A 16,409-nucleotide genomic window follows, 5' to 3' on the forward strand; every position below is an offset into this window, starting at 1 on the left:
TTAAGGGAGGCAGCGCCTCGTAGTCTTGTTATTGGAATCGACTGATTACACCGGGCTCAGTCTGCCGTGACATTTGCCAGGGCTGGCGGTACCTCCCGCTCGGTACGCCAGGCATTGAGCAGTTGCACCAGTGCCAGCACCGCGAGTGCGATCATGCTTACCAACACCGGTAACATGGCGATAGCCAACGGGTAGCCCACCACGGGGCTCGCGTTCTGCCAGCCAAACTGCATCTGATACCACGCGCCCCAGGCAGACAGGCCGCTGCCTGTGGCAATCAGCAAGGCGCTGACCGAATCGACAAGCCGCCGGGCAATGCGCGGAAACTTGTCACGGATCAGGGTAAAACTCATCAGCTCGCCGCGACGCATACTGGACGCAACGCCAACAAAGATCAGCCAGACGAAGGCCAGCCGGGACAGCTCCTCGGCCCCGGCCCATCCGGAGCCGAACGCATAACGCAGCACCACATTGACAAAGACAGCGCCCACCATGAAGGCCATCAGAATGGCCATCAAGCTGTCGGTGAGCTTATCGAAGCGCTGGGCCGTGCGGTTGTTATAGATCGGCTCGCTGGTCAGGGGCGGCTCGTTCCGCGGAGAAGGTGCATCGGGCATCTTTGAGGCCAGGCTGATCAAGGCAGCCATTTCGCTACTTGGAATTGGCGCATGCATCCAGGCGCTTACCTCCTGAACAACCGCATCGCTGGCCTTGGATGCATCGACATACAGCACCCCTGGCTCTCCTCTGGGAGATTCGAGGGTGTCGAACTGGCTCTTGACGAGTGACGTAGGCATGTAATGGCCAGAACGCTCTCCGACGCGCTGGAGCGCCGTTTCGTAATCGACCGACAGATACGCGAAACGCAGGCCGGGTACAGCATCACGCAGACGGTCCCGGTAGCTGCGACGCAGTGCCGAGCAGGACAGGACGAATCCCGTGCCATCCTGAACGGCCTTTTGCATCTCAAGCCGCAGGCGATCGAGCCACTCGATACGGTCGGCATCGGTCAATGGCGTACCGGCCTGCATGCGGGCCACGTTTTCAGCGGAATGGAAATGGTCGGCTTCGATATGACGAAAACCAAGACAGCGGGCAACGCCCAGGCTCGTCTCGGTCTTCCCTGAACCGCTAACGCCCATGATGACAAGGGCCTGAGCGGGTGTAGCGGAGGTACTGACGGGTGAAGTCATGGCGCTCTCCAGAGCGCCTTTCGGTGCGCTCATTCTTATTTTTGTTTGATGTTAGCGCTAACATTACAATTGGGCAATGAGACTGAAAGGCCACCAGTCGAACGTGTCCCGCATAGACGTAACAAGATATTTCATGAACCGAGTAGGATGCCCTGCTAGAGCAATGGGCAGATCAGTAGTTTTCCCACAGCCCCGGCGTTGCCAGCTCAACCAAATGCCCGTCAGGATCACGAAAGTACAGGCTTACTCCGCCCTTCGGCCATCGCACTTCACCTTCGATCACAATCCCGTGAGTCGCCAGATGATCACGCCACGGCTGTAGATATTCAGGAGCAATGGAAAAGGCGTAATGAAGTCTGCCTGAACCGTCATGGGGTGGAATGGTGCCGCCGGGAAGCTGAGCAGGCGTATCGGTCGTGCCCTGCTGGAAAAGCAGTAAAACGCTACCCGGTGCGGCGTCATAGGCCGCGACACGCTCATCATGAAACATGACGCTCAGGCCCAGCAGTTCCTCATAGAAACGGCGAGCCTTTTCCAGGTCAGCTACATAAAGACCGGTTTCCAGTACTGGACCAAGGGGCGGAGCGATTGGGGATGTCATCAGCCGGCCTTTTGCTTCATGGGATCATGCCCCCAGTTCATCAGGGACTTGCGCCAGCGCGTATCACCTACCTCACCATCCGGGCGCTGCTTGATGTGCCGATGCACATAGCCGATGACCTTACGCATGGCCAGGTAGTCATCTTCGCTCAGCTCACCCTGCCGCTTGCGTTTAATCTCGAGGATACGCTCGCCCATCTCATGGCCAACCGCCTCGCCGTCAGCCTTTGCCTTGACCTTTTGGCCTTTGGCCGTCATGCCTACAGACTGGCTCTCCTCGCCCTGCAACCACTTGCGCAGCCGGGCAGGCGGCATGTTGACCACCTGTTTGAATTCACTGCGCAGTTCTTTCTTGTCCGCATCGGTAAGCGCTTTTGCTGTCATTATTCACCTGCCTGCTTGAGTGCATGAATCAGCTCGTCCTTTTTCATCCGCGAGCGCCCACGGACCTGATGGTGTGCTGCACGCGCCATCAGCTCGGTCTTGGTCATATCGGATAGAGCGGTCTTACGGGCAGACGCCGTCTTGCGGGCAACATCCTCCGGCTGTTTGGAGTGCTGCTTGCCTCGACGGGTATCCCGCCGCTTATTGGCAGTGCTGCGGGCATATTCGCTGTCGCTGATCTGCTCTCGTGCCTTCTTAGGCAGATAGCGCTCACCCGTCTCGGTAGACTTCTCGCCGGACTTTGTCCCCCAGTCCTGCTCGGTCCATTGCTGGAGATGGTTATCGGGACCCTTGCCGCCCTCATAACCTCCACCCCGCTTCTGGTATTCCTGGCTCGCCAATTGCGCTTTTCGTGCCGACCACTGGCCGGCACGACCACCCTTCGAGCCACGCGTCACATCCTCTTTAACACTGTTCCACAATTCCGGATCGGTCTTCCTGGCGGTAGCAGACATCTGTCTTTCTCCTCAGTAGAGTTTCGGACCCCTCGGAAATGGGGACCACCTATCGAGACGCTTGTTCTAGCCAGGCGACGGGGTGTATCAAGAAGGACGCTTCAAGAAGGACATGGTCATGCCGCTACCCTCGCTTCAAATCCGTGATGCCACCGAGTCGGATATTCCTGCTATCCAGGCCATTTATGCTCATCATGTTTTGCATGGAACGGCCACCTTCGAAGAAATCCCACCCGATGAAGCCGGCATGAAACGACGCCTGCGGACCCTTCAGGAAGCTTCCTTGCCGTTTCTGGTCGCCGAGCTGGATGGCATGGTACGAGGCTACTGCTATGCCAACTTCTATCACACGCGATCGGCCTATCGTTACACCCTGGAAGACACGGTTTATCTGGAGGAAGGCTGGCGTGGCCGCGGCCTGGGTAAAGCCCTGTTGAGTGCATTGCTTGAGCGCTGCAAAGCGGGAGGTTGGCGGCAGATGGTGGCGCTTATCGGCGACAGCAGCAATGCAGGCTCCATCGGGCTCCATCGCAGCCTGGGCTTTCGTCAGATAGGTATTCTGGAAAAGGTCGGCCTCAAGTTCGGCCAGTGGCATGACGTGGTGGTGATGCAGAAAAATCTGGGTAAAGGCAGCAGCGATACACCGTAAGTCGGCTGTACAGAACTTCGGCTATTTCGGCTCCTCACAACAGGTACACCCACTCAGAGGAGACCTAGCATGGCCGATAAATCGCCAGTAGCACCAGAGCGCCAGGAAGCGGAACTGTCCCCGGATGACTTTGAAGAAATGCCTGAGGACGAAGAAGAGTAACGCATGCGCCCATAAAAAAGCCCACCGCATGCTCAGGTGGGCTTTTCATGAGCCTCGCATCAGAAGATCAACTTGATGATGCCGATAACCACGATCAGGCCGATGATGAAAATAACGCCGGCGGTGCCCCCAATAAACTTCAACATACCCATGCTCCTTGATTAAGTGCGTTCACTTATTAAGACGCCAGTTGTTCGCAGACGTTCGCTGAAATATTCATTAAAGGCTTCTGCCGAACGGCCAGGCAGGTTTTCCAGTCTCTTTTAGGTAACGCGCCTCCAACGGTCTATCTGCATTTCGCAAGAGCCCTGTTCATGTCTACCACATTGATTCGCCGCCGCTGGCGCCCCTTGGCCTTTCTTGCCTTGTTGCTGGGTGTGGGTCTGCCGTTTGGCTGTTCTGAACTCGCCCACAAAGAGCGTGAGTTGGTGTTCAACATCGAACCCGGCACTGCCAGTTGGTTCTCGGGCGTGCCCACCGGTGTCCAGCAGTTCAACATCCCGGTCACGACTGGGCTCAGCAAGACGCAATATGTCCATGCCTGGTGGTGGCCTGCCGCAAAGAAAGATGCCCCTGCCGCCCTGTACCTGCATGGAACACGCTGGAATCTGACCGCCCAGGTGCGTCGCATCACTGCCCTGCGCAGCCTGGGCTATTCCGTCCTGGCCATCGACTACCGGGGCTTTGGTGAAAGCCCTGGCGATCTGCCCTCGGAAAGCACAGTGTATGAGGATGCTCGGGTGGCCTGGAAGCGCCTCGTTGAGCTGCAGCCCGACCCTGAAAAACGCTACATCTACGGACACTCGCTGGGCGGTGCAATAGCCGTCAACCTGGCTCAGCAGATTTCAAAACAGAAAGACCCGGAGGGCGACCCCGCCGCCGCAGCCGGCCTGATCATCGAGTCGACCTTTACCAGCCTGGCGGATGCAGCAGCTGCCGTGGTCGACACCTCGTTGCCGATCCGCTGGATCATGTCGGAGAAATTCAATTCCATCGACAAGATCGACCAGGTTGATATGCCGGTACTGATCGTCCATGGAACAGGTGACCAGTACGTACCCTCCCGCTTCAGCGAGGAGTTATTTAGAAAAGCTCAGGATCCGAAGCGGTTATTGCTCATTGAGGGAGGCAACCACACCAACAGCATGTCCATCGGAAGCCAGGAATACGCTCGGGCAGTACGGGATCTCTTCGGGCTGAAAGGCGCGTACTAGAGATCAGCGCGCCCTGCACTATCAACGAGAACATATGCCACCTCGATTGGGCATCATTTCCGGTGATGTTTGGTATGCCTACGATCCATTTTTTAATGGATCAACTCGAGCCGATACTGAATCTGTCGAAACGATCCCATCGAGGAAACAGATCATGAAACGCACTATCGCATTCGGTATCGGCCTCACCGCCCTGGCATTCAACACTCTGGTTGCTGCTCAATCCCTGCCCCAAGCCGCTCAGCTGTACGCTGAAGATGGCAGCCAGCACACCGTGGACAAGATGATCAACCGTCAGACCAAGAGCATTGAAGAACGTCTGCTGACCGAGAACGGCTCCGACCAGACCTTGGGCCGCCTGATCGAGCGCCAGCAAAACCGCCTGAATACTCCTGCCCAACTGGCCGAAGACGGTACTGAGCAGACCATCGACAAGATGATTCATCGTCAGCAACATCAGATCCAGTTAGCTGAAGATGGTACCGAGCAGACCATCGATAAGATGATCCATCGCCAGCAGCACCAGCTTCAGGTAGCCGAAGACGGTACCGAGCAGACCATTGACCGGATGATCCAGCGTCAGCAGGAGCACATTCAGCCGCAGCTGGCTGCCGATGATTCACAGCAAACCATCGACCGCTCGCATCACCGCATGCACCGGATTGTCTGATGCTGGCCCCATAAAAAAGCCCGACCAGTTGATCGGGCTTTTTTATTTATAGCGACTGCTTCACGCGACTATTTCATGCGACCTGTCAGGCGACCGGCTTTTCATCCGGGAGGCCATCGGAGCGGCCAATGTTAGGCGGCGTATCCACCATCAGCTCCTCGGGCACTTCCTCCACGCGGGGGTCGAGCGTAGCGGCCATCGGGCTAACTGTATCCGGCATCGCCACGTGATGCAGTGGTGCTTCATCCACGAGATGCTCATTTGTTACGAAGCGAGGCTGAACCCAGATGATCAAAATGACGGCATAGATCGACACCAGAATGTAGAACATGCCGGGACCAAACTGATTCATCAGCGCACCGGCCAATAGCGGTCCGATACAAGCGCCTACACCATAGGTGGTCAGCAGCATGGCAGAGAGCTCCACGCGGCGCGAAGGCTCCACATGGTCGTTGGCATAGGCCACTGACAACGGATACAACGTGAACAACAGCATGCCGGTCAAAAAGCCGGTGCCGAGCAGTCCGGCATAGGGCAAGGTGATATATCCCCACATAGGAATTGCCGCCAGGCAGAGCAGCACGGCGTTGGCGCGGATCAACTTGCAGCGGTCGACCCGATCGGACAACCAGCCTAGCGGCCACTGTGCACAAAAACCTGCCACGATGCATATACCCACAAACATACTCGACTGCGCCGTATCGAGCCCATTGCGGTTGGCATATACCGGCGCCAGACCATAGAAGGCACCGACCATCAGGCCAGCGGCAAAGATCGTGACCAGTGACTGCGGTACGCGCTGCCAGAAGAACTTGATCTCAAGGGGCGCGGCGACCAGCTTGGCCGGGTGTACGCGACGCGTCATGGCGATGGGAATCAGGCAGGACGCAAAGCAGATTGCCACCAGCAGCAGCGGCTTGTAATCCAGTGCCGGGTGTACGGCCAGCAAGGCCTGTCCGACCACCAGTCCCAGATCCACCGCCACCATGTAGCCGGCAAACACCTTGCCCCGCTGGTGGTTTTCGGCCTGCTCGTTGAGCCAGCTCTCAATCACCATGTACTGGTTCATCATCAGGACACCCATGATGAAGCGCAGCACCAGCCAGACGCCCAGATGATCGGTCAGGGCGTGAATGAGTACCGTCACCGTCGCGCCGCCGGCGCAGGCGACGTATGAGCGGATATGCCCTACGTTGGCGATCAGCCGGTGGCCGAGTTTGCCACCGCAGACCAGCCCGAAATAATACGCCGCCATCAGACAGCCGACCCACAGATCGCCCGCCCCCTGTTCCGTCAGGCGAAGGCCGATGTAAGTGGTGAAGAGGCCGGAACCGGCCAGCATCAGGAGCGTAGCAATATAGAGCGCGGGAAATGTGACAAGCGGGCTGAACATGAGTCGTCTGATTTGAGCTGAGCCAATCCTGGCGGGAAGAGAGCGATCGAAGGCACGGCTATCGGCCGTGGGTGCTTCATCTTTAAGCGCATCGATTATCACCTGGATGATGCGCCATATGCAGACAGACTACCGGCGCCCGGATTTTGTCACACGACAAGTGTCTCAACCGGACGTGCGGGTATTTGATAGAGTACCCCCTTGCCTGATTGGAAAACCGCCATGTCCTCCCGCGCCGAGCAAAAACTGCAAACCCGCCATGCCCTGCTGGATGCTGCACGTATGCTCATGAGCAGTGGCCGCGGCTTCGGCAGTTTGAGTCTCAGGGAAGTGACCCGCAGCGCCGGTATCGTTCCGGCGGGGTTCTACCGGCACTTTCCCGATATGGATGCCTTTGGACTTGCGCTGGTTGCCGAAGTGGGCGAGACCTTTCGCGAAACCCTGCGCCGGGTACGTCATAACGAAATCGAGCTGCGTGGTGTGATTGATGCCTCGGTCGGCATCTTTATCGAAGCCGTCGCCGAACACCGTAGCCAATTCATCTTTCTTGCCCGGGAGCAGTACGGCGGTTCGCTGTCGATTCGTCAGGCCATCAGTGAACTGCGCCAGCACATCACTGATGACCTTGCATTAGACCTGTCCCAACTCAACCGGCTGCCCCACCTTACGTGTCAGGACATCGATGTTCTGGCGGATCTGGTGGTCAAGACCGTATTCGCCACTCTGCCCGAGCTGATTGATGTGCCTGATGAGGGACTGGAGCCGCACAAGACGCCCCAGGCCAAGATCATTCATCAGCTACGCTTCATCATGATCGGTGCCAAGCACTGGCGCGGCCTTAACATGCTGTTCGCACCAAATCAGGGCGAACCCCTGCCCTCCGACCCGCTGTTGCACCGAAATCAGGCAAACTGAGCGCACGATTCCCTGTGCAACGCCGGTGAAACGAGCCGTTGCGTTCTGGCAGGCCGCTTGCTGTAGTCTTCATAAAGCACAGCGGATACTGCCTTATGTTGGTCATTCACACCCGTCTGCCCTCCCCCGATACCTGGCACGAAGAAATTCACCTTGGCTTCGAGGCGCGCAGCAAGAGCCGGCTGCGAACCGTGACGGTCAGTGGCGAAGATGTCGGGCTGTTTCTCGAACGCGGCCAGCCGCCCCTGTTTGACGGTGAAGGGCTGCGTGCCCAGGACGGCCGTATCGTACGCGTCTGCGCCCGCCCCGAGGCTCTTTTGCACATCACCTGCGCCAATGCCCATGAGCTGACCCGCGCTGCCTACCACCTGGGCAACCGTCATGTGGCGCTGCAAGTAGGCGACGGCTGGCTACGCATTCTGGATGATCATGTACTCAAGGCCATGCTGGATCAACTGGGCGCTACGTGTGAATCGATCCAGGCGCCTTTCCAACCTGAGCATGGCGCTTATGGTGGTGGGCATCACCACTCGCACCACGGTGAGGCTGATTTCAATTACGGCCCTCGGCTGCACCATTTCGGGGTGCGGATATGAGCCCGGCCTGGGCATTGATGCGTCTGGCCAGCCCGCAATTACCCATCGGCGGTTATAGCTACTCCCAAGGGTTAGAGGCGGCCATCGAGACCGGCCTCGTAACCGACTCAAGCTCGGCTCGCGTCTGGCTCGAAGATCAGCTGGAGCTTAACCTTGCCCGTTTCGAAGCACCGCTGCTGCTGGCTCACTGCCAAGCGGCTGCCTCAGGCGACTGGCTTCGGCTAACTGAATTAGCAGGCCGCCACTCAGCCAGCCGAGAAACCCGAGAGCTGCGCCTGGAGAGCCGCCAGACCGGTTTTTCCCTGACGCAACTGCTCAAGGACTTGCCCGAACTGGACCCCGAAGCACGCGAGCACCTTTTGGCCAGCGAGCCAACGTTTGCCCTGGGTTGGGCGGTTGCCGCGCGTGCCTGGGCCATTGCCCCAGCAGAGGCCGCCTCGGCCTGGCTTTGGGGGTGGCTGGAAAACCAGCTGGCCGTTCTGATGAAAACCCTGCCACTCGGCCAGCAGGCAGCACAGCGACTGACCTCTGAACTCCTGCCAGCCCTGGACGCAGCCCTCGCAACTGCCCGCGCGTTGCCGGAAACCCTCTGGGGCAGCGCACCGTTTGGCCTGGCGCTCGCCAGCATGGCCCACGAACAACAATACAGCCGTCTTTTCAGATCCTAGGAGAACAAGCGTGATGAACACTCACCCCCTGCGCATCGGTATTGGCGGCCCGGTCGGTTCCGGCAAGACGGCCCTCACCCTCGCCCTCTGCCGCGCCCTGCGTGATCGTTACAACCTGGCGGTTGTCACCAACGATATCTATACCCGTGAAGATGCCGATTTTCTCGTGCGCAACGAGGCGTTGGCCCCTGAGCGTATCATCGGCGTGGAAACCGGTGGCTGCCCGCACACAGCCATCCGTGAGGATGCTTCCATCAACCTGGAAGCGGTAGACCAGCTCAACCGCCGCTTTCCTGGTCTTGATCTGATCTTGGTCGAATCCGGCGGCGATAATCTTTCCGCCACGTTCAGCCCGGAGCTGTCCGACCTGACTATCTACGTGATTGACGTGTCTGCGGGCGACAAACTCCCCCGCAAGGGCGGCCCAGGCATTTGCAAGTCTGACCTGCTGGTTATCAACAAGGTGGATCTTGCCCCAATGGTCGGTGCCTCACTTGAAGTGATGGACCGTGACGCCCGCAAGATGCGGGGCGAGAAGCCGTTCGTGTTCAGCAACCAGAAAGTGGGCCAGGGCCTGGAGGATATCATCGCCTTTATCGAAAAGCAGGGCATGCTGACGGCTGCGTAGCGCCTCTATATTGCAAGGCAGATACGCAGTAGAGCCAAAAGGGGTTCCCATGAGTCACGCTGCTGCCTTGCACTGGATCATCGATCTGCTGAACGAGCGACACATCCCCTTTCTTTTATGTGGCGGTCTGGCGGCCCATGTTTATGGCGCCAGACGCCCGCTGAACGATATTGATCTCCTGGTTCCAGCAGACCGTTTGCAAGAAATAGCCGCTGCCGGCGCTGCTGTCACGACCAAGCCCCTCGAACGCCGCTGCGAGGAAGGCTGGGATGTGGAGTACGTGCAGTTCAAAGTTGAAGGCGTGAAGATCGAGATAGGCGGCACGCCCGGTGCCCGGATTTTCGATAAGGGCCACTCAACCTGGAGAGACCTTGAGGCAAACCTGGCCAAAGCCCGCCCCGCCACGCTGCTGGGCGTAGCCCTTCAGGTAATGGACCGTGATGAGCTGGCCGCCTACAAAGCTATGCTCGGACGCGAAGTGGATACAGAAGACCTTATCGCCCTTTCGACGCCACACCCATGACCTTGGTGACGAGTACCGCTACGCTGGCGCCAAGCAAGCCACCGGCGACCACATCGGAAAAGAAGTGGTAGTTACACAGCAAAAGCCCCACCGGTACCACCGCGGCTATTACTACCGCAAGTCCTCTCAGGCGGGGCCAGCACAGGGCAATCGCCACGGCGGCAGCGTAGGCAACTGTGGTATGTCCAGAAGGAAAGGACGCGTACCAGTCTCCGCCGTGAAACCAGTTGAAGCCATAAGCCTGATTATGGATCAGCGAGGGATTGCCATGGGTCCAGGTCTCCGGCCAATAACGACCGAAGACAGGCTTGAGCGAATCCTTCACGCCCTTGGCGACCAGGACGCTGAAGGCCAGCACGAAGCAGCGGTGACGATGCACAGGCAACAATCGCTGACCGATGCCCAGGACAATGATCAGCAGTACCGCCAGCACCGTCAGCCAGTCCGCCACATGGGTCATCAGGTTGGGCCACGCCAGACGGCGCAGGTCGCCTGCATGGGCCCAATAGGCAATGGGCCGGTCGATCACGCCATATCCCAGCAGGATCAGCACAAGGCCACCTGCCCAAGCGATCAGCAGCGGTTTACGTGTCACGGTACAGACTCCTTTCCAGGGTGAGCGGCATTCAGCCCGATACCCGTCCCGTTGGCAATCACGGCGTACCGGGGTGTGGCTCCGGGTAAGTACGCGTCACGCTGATCATGTCGGCATAGGGGCTGTTCCACAACTGCTCATGGAGCTGGCGAATGCGCTCGGCCATGGCGTGATCCTGCATCACCACCTCTAGGTTGCGGGAGTTATCCAGATAACCGCCGAGCCAATTGCTGGTGCCTACCCAGGCCAGGCGTCCATCGATTTCCATCGTCTTGCTGTGAATCACCCGCGCAAAAGGAATGAAACCGCCCGGATCGGCCGGCAGCGTGACGATCTTGACTTGTACATTTGGCAGCACGGCCAGGCTTTTCAGGTAGTCGATCTCCGGTGCGCCCGTGCTCCAGTGGGACACCATCAGCTTGATGGATACCCCTCGGGCGGCCGCCGCGCGCAAGGCATTGTCGATTACCGGGTAATACGGGCGGGTATTGTCCGGCCCATAGGAAAGCGGCGCATAGTCAAGCAACTGCACCCGCACCTCATGTCGGGCCTGAGCAAGCAAACGCGGTAACTCTATCTGGGAGTCACGCACGCCGGGCGGGTTGTAGCGCGCAGGGCTGGCGACCAAGTAATTGCCGGTGGGCGCTGGCTCCCTGCTGGAGTCCTGTCGCGGCTGCGGAATCGGTTTGCCCTCCGCCAAAGCCTGCTGTGCCTGCCAGTCCTGGTTGAAAATAGCCTGTATTTGACCCGCTACCGTGCGGTCGCTGACCCGCACACCTGTTTCATGGATATGCGTCAGAGAGCGCCAATCAAAATTCTGGCTACCCACAAATGCCTCGCGGCCATCTACGACCAGATATTTGGCGTGAATGATCCCCCCGGTCAGCTGGCCATACGGCAATACATGCAAGGTCAGATTAGGAATGCTGCGTAAGCGGTCCAGCGTGGCAGGGTCCGACATCCGCAGCCCCTTCTCTTCCAGCAGGAAGCGAATCGTCACGCCGCGCTGCCCGGCCGCCTGCAAATGCTCGATCACAGTATCCAATTGTGAACCCGGCTGACCGGACGCATAGAATTGGCCAATGTCGATACGGTGCTGGGCCCGGTCGAACATTTCGCTCCAGACCTCGACCGGGTTACGCAGGTCATTCGTTGCCAGATCGGTCGCCACCGGCACGGTATGCACCAGCTCGAACCCTGGAATCTTGAAATCGGCCCAACTGAGCGTACTGGCGCTGAGTAAGAAAAACCCAAAACACAGGCGTCGAGCGCCACGGATCGGCAAACAGGACAATACAGGCATGGAGGTCTCAAACAAGAAGGAAAAGACTGGGCGAGGACCGACTGGCCCTCGCCGCAACCGATCAGGCGGTACGGTACTGCGCCATCGGCTCTGCAGATTGAACGTGGGCTTCATCCACAGGCTGAGCACCCATGCTGGCGCGAATCAGCAGGATCTTGAGCTGATCGTTGATGCGCTCCAGGCGATCCTGGAAGAAGTTATGAAAGACCACGCAGCCCAGCGCGATGGCAATACCCAAACCGGTCGCAAACAGCGCCGTTCCGATGCCTGCCGAAATTTGGCCTGGATCAGAGACACCTGCTGAGGCCAGCGCCTTGAAGGTATCAATAATGCCCAGAATGGTACCCAACAGACCCAGCAGCGGCGCCGCGGTCGTAATGGTTTCGATGATCCATAGACTACGGGCCAGCGGTGCGCGGGTTGCGAGGTACTGCGCCTCGATCGTCTCGTCCAGTTCCTTGCGAGTGCCGCGCTGCGCCTTTTGCGCCAGTACCGGCCGCACCATGGTAAGCGGCAAGCTTTCGCGGCGGGTAAAGGACTCCGGCAGATCACGGTCGCTACGCACCTTAGCCGTCAGTAATGACTCCAGTTGACGCGCCTGCCTGCGGGTATAGGCAAAGTACAGGCTCCGCTCGATGATGACGAACAGGGCAATGGCAATAGCGCCGTACATGACATAAAACGTGATGTCATGGAGCAGGTCGGTATTCATATTCAGCACACCTCGTTAAAGAAGGTTCGAAGGTCAGAAGCTGGCTTCCAGGGACACCGTTACGGTCCGCTCGACGCCGACGATGTAAGCCGGGTCGCCGTCGCGGTAGCCGCTGTAGCTCGCTGCGTTGGTCTTGTAGGTGTACACACCGTCCAGATACTTCTTGTCGAACAGGTTGTCGACGTTCAGACGCAGGGTGGCGTCCTTGACGATGTGCTTGTCTACCGGCAGGTATATGCCAGCCCCAAGGTTGAAGATCGTCCGGCCCGGAATGCTCTCGTCATTGGTCAGGTCACCGTAGAGCTTGCTCGTGTACTTGGCACCGAAAGTGCCGTAATAACGGCCGTCGTCATAACCGATATTGGCTGCCAGCATGTTCTTGGGCACGTTGGCAAACTGCTTGCCGCTGGTAGGCAGCTCCACCGCAACGCCATTGTTGTAGGCAGTGACGTCGTCCTTCTGCTTGGCACGGGTGTACGTGTAGGAGGTGTAGTAATTGAAGTTGTGCGGCAGCAGGCCGCTCCACTCCAGCTCAAGCCCCATGTTGTCTACGTCACCCGCATTGATATCGGCGTAGTCACCGTTCTCGTCACGCGAGGAAACCTGGCGATCCTTGAACTTCAGGTAGAACAGGGTAGCCGACAGGGCCATGTCTTCCTGGGTGTAGCGCCAGCCCAGTTCGTTGCTCCAGCTGGTTTCAGGATTGAGATTGATCGAGCCCTCACCCTGATCGTACAGCACGTAGTTATACGGTATGCGCATGTTACGGGTCAGGTTATAGAAGAACTGGTTCTGCTCGTCGAAGCGGTAGCCGATACCAAAGGTCGGCAGCACCTTGCTGTAGTTCTGGTGACGCTTCTCCGGCAGCTCGGTCAGGCTGCCATGGTTGGTCCCCTTGCGATCGACATCCATGTAGGCCACGCCGGCGTTGAGCGTCCAGTCCGGGTTCATGTACCAGGTATCCTGTACCCAGACCTTATGGGCTGGCGTAACGGTGTAACGGTCGCGTCCCTGGATGATGTTGCCGTTAGCGTCGCGGGTCTCGTCCGAGTCCGACCAGACACTCTCAGGCTTGCCACTGGACTTGAGTGCAATGAACGGCTGGGTCTGCCGCTGACGGGCGCGTTCGTACCAATAACCGAACTGCAGGCTGTGATCGCCCAGGTCCCAATTCAGCTTGGTCGTGATGCCGGGGCGCCAGGTCTGGGTACGAGACGGCCGATAATAAACACCGGTATAGGAAAGCCCATCATTGGCGTAGCTGCTGGCCGTAGGCAGATTGCCCAGGTCGTAAACACCATTGCTGCTGGTTCCGCGGTTGAGCGAATACGCGGTGCTGCCTACGCCGCTGCCGTCCCCCCAGTAGTAATAAGGGATGACCGACAGGGACATGTCATCGCGCAGGCGGAATTGGGTGTTGAGCACGCCGGTAAAGGTCTTGAAAGGATTCTGTGCCAGCTCGTAGTACTTGGAAATCTTGCCGTTGGAGCCCAGCGCAGGCGGATTGGGGTTAGGATCGTATTTGCGCCCGTACTGGGTGAATTCACTCTTGGTGAGCTGGCTATAGCTGTTGTTGTCCTGCTCATGGTACTTGAGGATCAGGTTGGCCGTATTGCCATCCCCGGCGTCGAAAAAGCTGTTCCATTCCACCTTGTCGGCCCGAACGGCACCGTGGCCGCGCCACATCTGACCTTCGGTATGCGAGGCAGACAGCCAGTTGGACAGGCCATTCCACTCGCCTGTATTCAGACGGGCAAAGGTCTTGTAAGTACCGTTGCTGCCTGCAGTCTGTTTAACAAATGCGCCGGTCTCTTTGGTTGGCCGGATAGTTGTCAGGGTAATGTTGCCGCCACTGGAGCCGATGTGCGGACCGTCGGCATCCGAGGCGCCCTGTACTACGGAGATCTGGTCGATGTTTTCCGGATCGCCCAGTAGGTTGGAATACAGCGCATAGTTGCCCGAGTCGTTGATAGGCATCCCGTCGACGGACATGCCGACCTGATCGGAGTTAAGCCCCCGCAGGGTGAAGCGAAAGCCCGACAGGCCCGTGGCGTCTTCGCTGGAGATGTTCAGTCCCGGTGTGTACTTGAGACGGTCGACGGCATTGGCGGTTGCCGTCTGCTTGTTCATGGCTTCGCGAGTAAGGGTGGAGCGCGACTTGGGGCTCTCCTCAGGCGTCATGTACCCGCTGCCCAGCGTGGTCTTTCCTTCGACACCGATGGTGCCGACATCACGCTCACCGGTTTCCTGTGCCATGGCCACGCCATGACACAACCCGGAAGCAACCAGGGCCAGGTAAATCCTTGTGTACTTCATTGAAGTTCCTCGAGTCGGGTAATCACTGCATGCTGTAACTGAAGGTGGCGGTAAAGCGGAGCTGGTCCTTGCCGGCAAAGGCCTCGGACGGGAACGGCTTGACGCTCTTGATACGGTTCAGGCTGTTGGCGGCCGCACGATTGAGCAGCATGCTGCCAGCCTTGTCCTGTATGCCGGAGTCCAGTACGCGCCCGGCGCGGTCGACCAGCAGCCAGATCACGACATCACCGTGTGGCCGCTCAAGCGATGCCTGGCGTCCGGTGGGGTACTGCTTGTAACGATCCAGCTCGGCACGCAACCCCTGTACGTAGCCGCCTTCCAGTGCCTGGGCATTGACGGTCGGTTTGGGGGGTGTGGCTGGCGCAACCGGGGCGGGTTTGGCCGCGGCCGGCGCAGGTGCCGAAGCAGGCGTCGGCTTGGCTACCGGTTGCTCGACCTTGGCCACTGGCTTTGGCTGTGGTTTCGGCTGAGGCTTGGGTTGCGGCTTCGGCACTGGCTTGGGCTCAGGTTTGGGTTCCGGCTTGGGCTGCGGCTTGGGAAGTGGTGGCAAGGCTGCCTCCTCTTCCTCAACAACAGGCTCCGGCGGAGGCGCATCAACCGGTTCGGCTACAGGCTCCGGCGGTGTAACGACCGGTTCGGGTTCCTGAACAGGGTCCGGTTCAACCAAAGCCAATTCCACGGCCGACTCGTCGTATACCGGCTGAACTTTCAGCGGCGTACGCTGGGCATACAGGGCAATCAGTACCAGCGCAGCAAGCGCAGGTAGCCAGCCCAACACATGGCGGGAGCGATAGAACGTATACATGGATCAGGACTTGCGCGTAGCGACGGAGACGGAGGTAAAGCCGCCCAGACGAAGGGTGTCCATCACCTCGACCAACCGGGCCACTTCCACGCCCTTGTCGCTGTTGACGATGATGGTGGTCTTGCTGTCTGGTTTCTCCTGCGCCTTGAGCGCCACGACCAGGGCATCGACCTGAATGTCCTGACCATCCAGCTGCAGCTCACCGTTAGCGCCCAGCGTCAGGATGGCCTTGTTCTGCGGTTTGAGCTGTTGCGCGCTGCTGGCGCTAGGGAGCTGGGTTTTCATTCCCAATGCCGGGATTACGTTCAGACTGACCAGTACAAAGAAGACCAACAGGAACATCATCACGTCGATCATCGGGATAAGCTCGATATGAGCCTTGCGCTTCTTGGGTTCTTCCCAGGTTCTCATGATGACTGCCCTCCAAAATGATGGGGGCACGCTAACAATCGAAAATGACAGCGGGGTTAAGTATTTTTGACTATTTAAAGCTCTAGATCGGGCTTTTTATTGAACAATCGATACAGCTGTTAACTATTGGATCGGTACAGTGGCCTCTTGCCTTGCT

General features: G+C 58.5%; 19 protein-coding genes. 8 read left to right on the forward strand and 11 right to left on the reverse strand.

The genetic code is table 11. The annotated features are described in order from the left end of the window. Positions 1-56: 56 nt before the first annotated feature. The 4 genes from AC4LF3_RS17260 to AC4LF3_RS17275 form a co-directional block, all read right to left on the reverse strand. Positions 57-1,193, reverse strand: a complete 1,137-nt coding sequence (locus AC4LF3_RS17260) for a gluconokinase, GntK/IdnK-type (RefSeq protein WP_407362368.1) — start codon at positions 1,191-1,193, stop codon at positions 57-59. A gap of 172 nt (positions 1,194-1,365) precedes the next feature. Beyond that, on the reverse strand, positions 1,366-1,794 hold the full coding sequence (locus AC4LF3_RS17265; protein ID WP_010795851.1) for a VOC family protein: 429 nt from the start codon (positions 1,792-1,794) through the stop codon (positions 1,366-1,368). Beyond that, positions 1,794-2,177 (reverse strand): DUF3140 domain-containing protein, encoded by a 384-nt coding sequence (locus tag AC4LF3_RS17270; RefSeq protein ID WP_010795852.1) that lies wholly within the window; start codon positions 2,175-2,177, stop codon positions 1,794-1,796. The genes AC4LF3_RS17265 and AC4LF3_RS17270 overlap by 1 nt, the downstream gene beginning before the upstream one ends. Next, positions 2,177-2,692, reverse strand: coding sequence for a Rho termination factor N-terminal domain-containing protein (locus tag AC4LF3_RS17275; RefSeq protein WP_491836006.1), 516 nt, complete (start codon positions 2,690-2,692; stop codon positions 2,177-2,179). The genes AC4LF3_RS17270 and AC4LF3_RS17275 overlap by 1 nt, the downstream gene beginning before the upstream one ends. 118 nt (positions 2,693-2,810) lie before the next feature. Between AC4LF3_RS17275 and AC4LF3_RS17280 the strand changes: the two genes are divergently transcribed. The 3 genes from AC4LF3_RS17280 (at position 2,811) to AC4LF3_RS17290 (ending at position 5,387) form a co-directional block, all read left to right on the forward strand. Beyond that, the gene (locus AC4LF3_RS17280; RefSeq protein WP_491836325.1) at positions 2,811-3,341 is read left to right on the forward strand and encodes a GNAT family N-acetyltransferase; all 531 of its coding nucleotides are present in this window, start codon (positions 2,811-2,813) and stop codon (positions 3,339-3,341) included. Between the two features lie 476 nt (positions 3,342-3,817). Beyond that, positions 3,818-4,717, forward strand: coding sequence for an alpha/beta hydrolase (locus AC4LF3_RS17285; RefSeq protein WP_491836008.1), 900 nt, complete (start codon positions 3,818-3,820; stop codon positions 4,715-4,717). Between the two features lie 154 nt (positions 4,718-4,871). Beyond that, entirely contained in the window at positions 4,872-5,387 is a 516-nt protein-coding gene (locus tag AC4LF3_RS17290) for a hypothetical protein (RefSeq protein WP_491836010.1), read from the forward strand. Between the two features lie 85 nt (positions 5,388-5,472). On the opposite strand, the gene AC4LF3_RS17295 is transcribed toward AC4LF3_RS17290, so the two are convergent. Then, a complete protein-coding gene (locus AC4LF3_RS17295; RefSeq protein ID WP_010795859.1) occupies positions 5,473-6,780 on the reverse strand; it encodes an MFS transporter in 1,308 nt (435 codons plus the stop codon). Between the two features lie 222 nt (positions 6,781-7,002). Between AC4LF3_RS17295 and AC4LF3_RS17300 the strand changes: the two genes are divergently transcribed. The 5 genes from AC4LF3_RS17300 to AC4LF3_RS17320 all read left to right on the forward strand — a co-directional run bounded on the left by AC4LF3_RS17300 (position 7,003) and on the right by AC4LF3_RS17320 (position 10,110). Beyond that, the gene (locus AC4LF3_RS17300; protein ID WP_074821955.1) at positions 7,003-7,695 is read left to right on the forward strand and encodes a TetR family transcriptional regulator; all 693 of its coding nucleotides are present in this window, start codon (positions 7,003-7,005) and stop codon (positions 7,693-7,695) included. 95 nt (positions 7,696-7,790) lie between these two features. Continuing rightward, the gene (gene ureE / locus AC4LF3_RS17305) at positions 7,791-8,291 is read left to right on the forward strand and encodes an urease accessory protein UreE (protein WP_219651013.1); all 501 of its coding nucleotides are present in this window, start codon (positions 7,791-7,793) and stop codon (positions 8,289-8,291) included. Next, positions 8,288-8,959, forward strand: a complete 672-nt coding sequence (locus AC4LF3_RS17310; RefSeq protein ID WP_491836012.1) for an urease accessory protein UreF — start codon at positions 8,288-8,290, stop codon at positions 8,957-8,959. The genes ureE and AC4LF3_RS17310 overlap by 4 nt, the downstream gene beginning before the upstream one ends. A gap of 13 nt (positions 8,960-8,972) precedes the next feature. Further along, a complete protein-coding gene (gene ureG / locus AC4LF3_RS17315; protein WP_491836014.1) occupies positions 8,973-9,587 on the forward strand; it encodes an urease accessory protein UreG in 615 nt (204 codons plus the stop codon). Positions 9,588-9,636: 49 nt separating this feature from the next. Then, positions 9,637-10,110 (forward strand): hypothetical protein, encoded by a 474-nt coding sequence (locus AC4LF3_RS17320; protein WP_491836016.1) that lies wholly within the window; start codon positions 9,637-9,639, stop codon positions 10,108-10,110. Here the strand turns inward: AC4LF3_RS17320 and AC4LF3_RS17325 are convergent. The 6 genes from AC4LF3_RS17325 to AC4LF3_RS17350 all read right to left on the reverse strand — a co-directional run bounded on the left by AC4LF3_RS17325 (position 10,082) and on the right by AC4LF3_RS17350 (position 16,252). Next, positions 10,082-10,705: a phosphatase PAP2 family protein gene (locus tag AC4LF3_RS17325; protein ID WP_491836018.1), complete on the reverse strand. Its 624-nt coding sequence runs from the start codon at positions 10,703-10,705 to the stop codon at positions 10,082-10,084. The two genes, AC4LF3_RS17320 and AC4LF3_RS17325, sit on opposite strands and share 29 nt — an antisense overlap. A gap of 58 nt (positions 10,706-10,763) precedes the next feature. Beyond that, positions 10,764-12,008 carry a phospholipase D-like domain-containing protein gene (locus AC4LF3_RS17330; RefSeq protein WP_491836020.1) on the reverse strand — a complete coding sequence of 415 codons (1,245 nt, stop codon included), beginning with the start codon at positions 12,006-12,008 and terminating at the stop codon, positions 10,764-10,766. A gap of 61 nt (positions 12,009-12,069) precedes the next feature. Continuing rightward, a complete protein-coding gene (locus tag AC4LF3_RS17335) occupies positions 12,070-12,720 on the reverse strand; it encodes a MotA/TolQ/ExbB proton channel family protein (RefSeq protein WP_239383354.1) in 651 nt (216 codons plus the stop codon). A 33-nt stretch (positions 12,721-12,753) separates the two neighbouring features. Next, on the reverse strand, positions 12,754-15,036 hold the full coding sequence (locus AC4LF3_RS17340) for a TonB-dependent receptor (RefSeq protein ID WP_491836022.1): 2,283 nt from the start codon (positions 15,034-15,036) through the stop codon (positions 12,754-12,756). A 22-nt stretch (positions 15,037-15,058) separates the two neighbouring features. After that, the gene (locus AC4LF3_RS17345; protein ID WP_491836024.1) at positions 15,059-15,841 is read right to left on the reverse strand and encodes an energy transducer TonB family protein; all 783 of its coding nucleotides are present in this window, start codon (positions 15,839-15,841) and stop codon (positions 15,059-15,061) included. Positions 15,842-15,844: 3 nt separating this feature from the next. Then, on the reverse strand, positions 15,845-16,252 hold the full coding sequence (locus AC4LF3_RS17350; protein WP_491836026.1) for an ExbD/TolR family protein: 408 nt from the start codon (positions 16,250-16,252) through the stop codon (positions 15,845-15,847). Positions 16,253-16,409: the final 157 nt, after the last annotated feature.

The sequence above is a fragment of the Pseudomonas sp. C2.3V genome (assembly GCF_058536325.1).

Coding starts and splice junctions, on each gene's coding strand:
- AC4LF3_RS17260 (WP_407362368.1), bottom strand. CDS start 1,193: ATGACTTCACCCGTCAGTACCTCCGCTACACCCGCTCAGGCCCTTGTC.
- AC4LF3_RS17265 (WP_010795851.1), bottom strand. CDS start 1,794: ATGACATCCCCAATCGCTCCGCCCCTTGGTCCAGTACTGGAAACCGGT.
- AC4LF3_RS17270 (WP_010795852.1), bottom strand. CDS start 2,177: ATGACAGCAAAAGCGCTTACCGATGCGGACAAGAAAGAACTGCGCAGT.
- AC4LF3_RS17275 (WP_491836006.1), bottom strand. CDS start 2,692: ATGTCTGCTACCGCCAGGAAGACCGATCCGGAATTGTGGAACAGTGTT.
- AC4LF3_RS17280 (WP_491836325.1), top strand. CDS start 2,811: ATGCCGCTACCCTCGCTTCAAATCCGTGATGCCACCGAGTCGGATATT.
- AC4LF3_RS17285 (WP_491836008.1), top strand. CDS start 3,818: ATGTCTACCACATTGATTCGCCGCCGCTGGCGCCCCTTGGCCTTTCTT.
- AC4LF3_RS17290 (WP_491836010.1), top strand. CDS start 4,872: ATGAAACGCACTATCGCATTCGGTATCGGCCTCACCGCCCTGGCATTC.
- AC4LF3_RS17295 (WP_010795859.1), bottom strand. CDS start 6,780: ATGTTCAGCCCGCTTGTCACATTTCCCGCGCTCTATATTGCTACGCTC.
- AC4LF3_RS17300 (WP_074821955.1), top strand. CDS start 7,003: ATGTCCTCCCGCGCCGAGCAAAAACTGCAAACCCGCCATGCCCTGCTG.
- ureE (WP_219651013.1), top strand. CDS start 7,791: ATGTTGGTCATTCACACCCGTCTGCCCTCCCCCGATACCTGGCACGAA.
- AC4LF3_RS17310 (WP_491836012.1), top strand. CDS start 8,288: ATGAGCCCGGCCTGGGCATTGATGCGTCTGGCCAGCCCGCAATTACCC.
- ureG (WP_491836014.1), top strand. CDS start 8,973: ATGAACACTCACCCCCTGCGCATCGGTATTGGCGGCCCGGTCGGTTCC.
- AC4LF3_RS17320 (WP_491836016.1), top strand. CDS start 9,637: ATGAGTCACGCTGCTGCCTTGCACTGGATCATCGATCTGCTGAACGAG.
- AC4LF3_RS17330 (WP_491836020.1), bottom strand. CDS start 12,008: ATGCCTGTATTGTCCTGTTTGCCGATCCGTGGCGCTCGACGCCTGTGT.
- AC4LF3_RS17335 (WP_239383354.1), bottom strand. CDS start 12,720: ATGAATACCGACCTGCTCCATGACATCACGTTTTATGTCATGTACGGC.
- AC4LF3_RS17340 (WP_491836022.1), bottom strand. CDS start 15,036: ATGAAGTACACAAGGATTTACCTGGCCCTGGTTGCTTCCGGGTTGTGT.
- AC4LF3_RS17345 (WP_491836024.1), bottom strand. CDS start 15,841: ATGTATACGTTCTATCGCTCCCGCCATGTGTTGGGCTGGCTACCTGCG.
- AC4LF3_RS17350 (WP_491836026.1), bottom strand. CDS start 16,252: ATGAGAACCTGGGAAGAACCCAAGAAGCGCAAGGCTCATATCGAGCTT.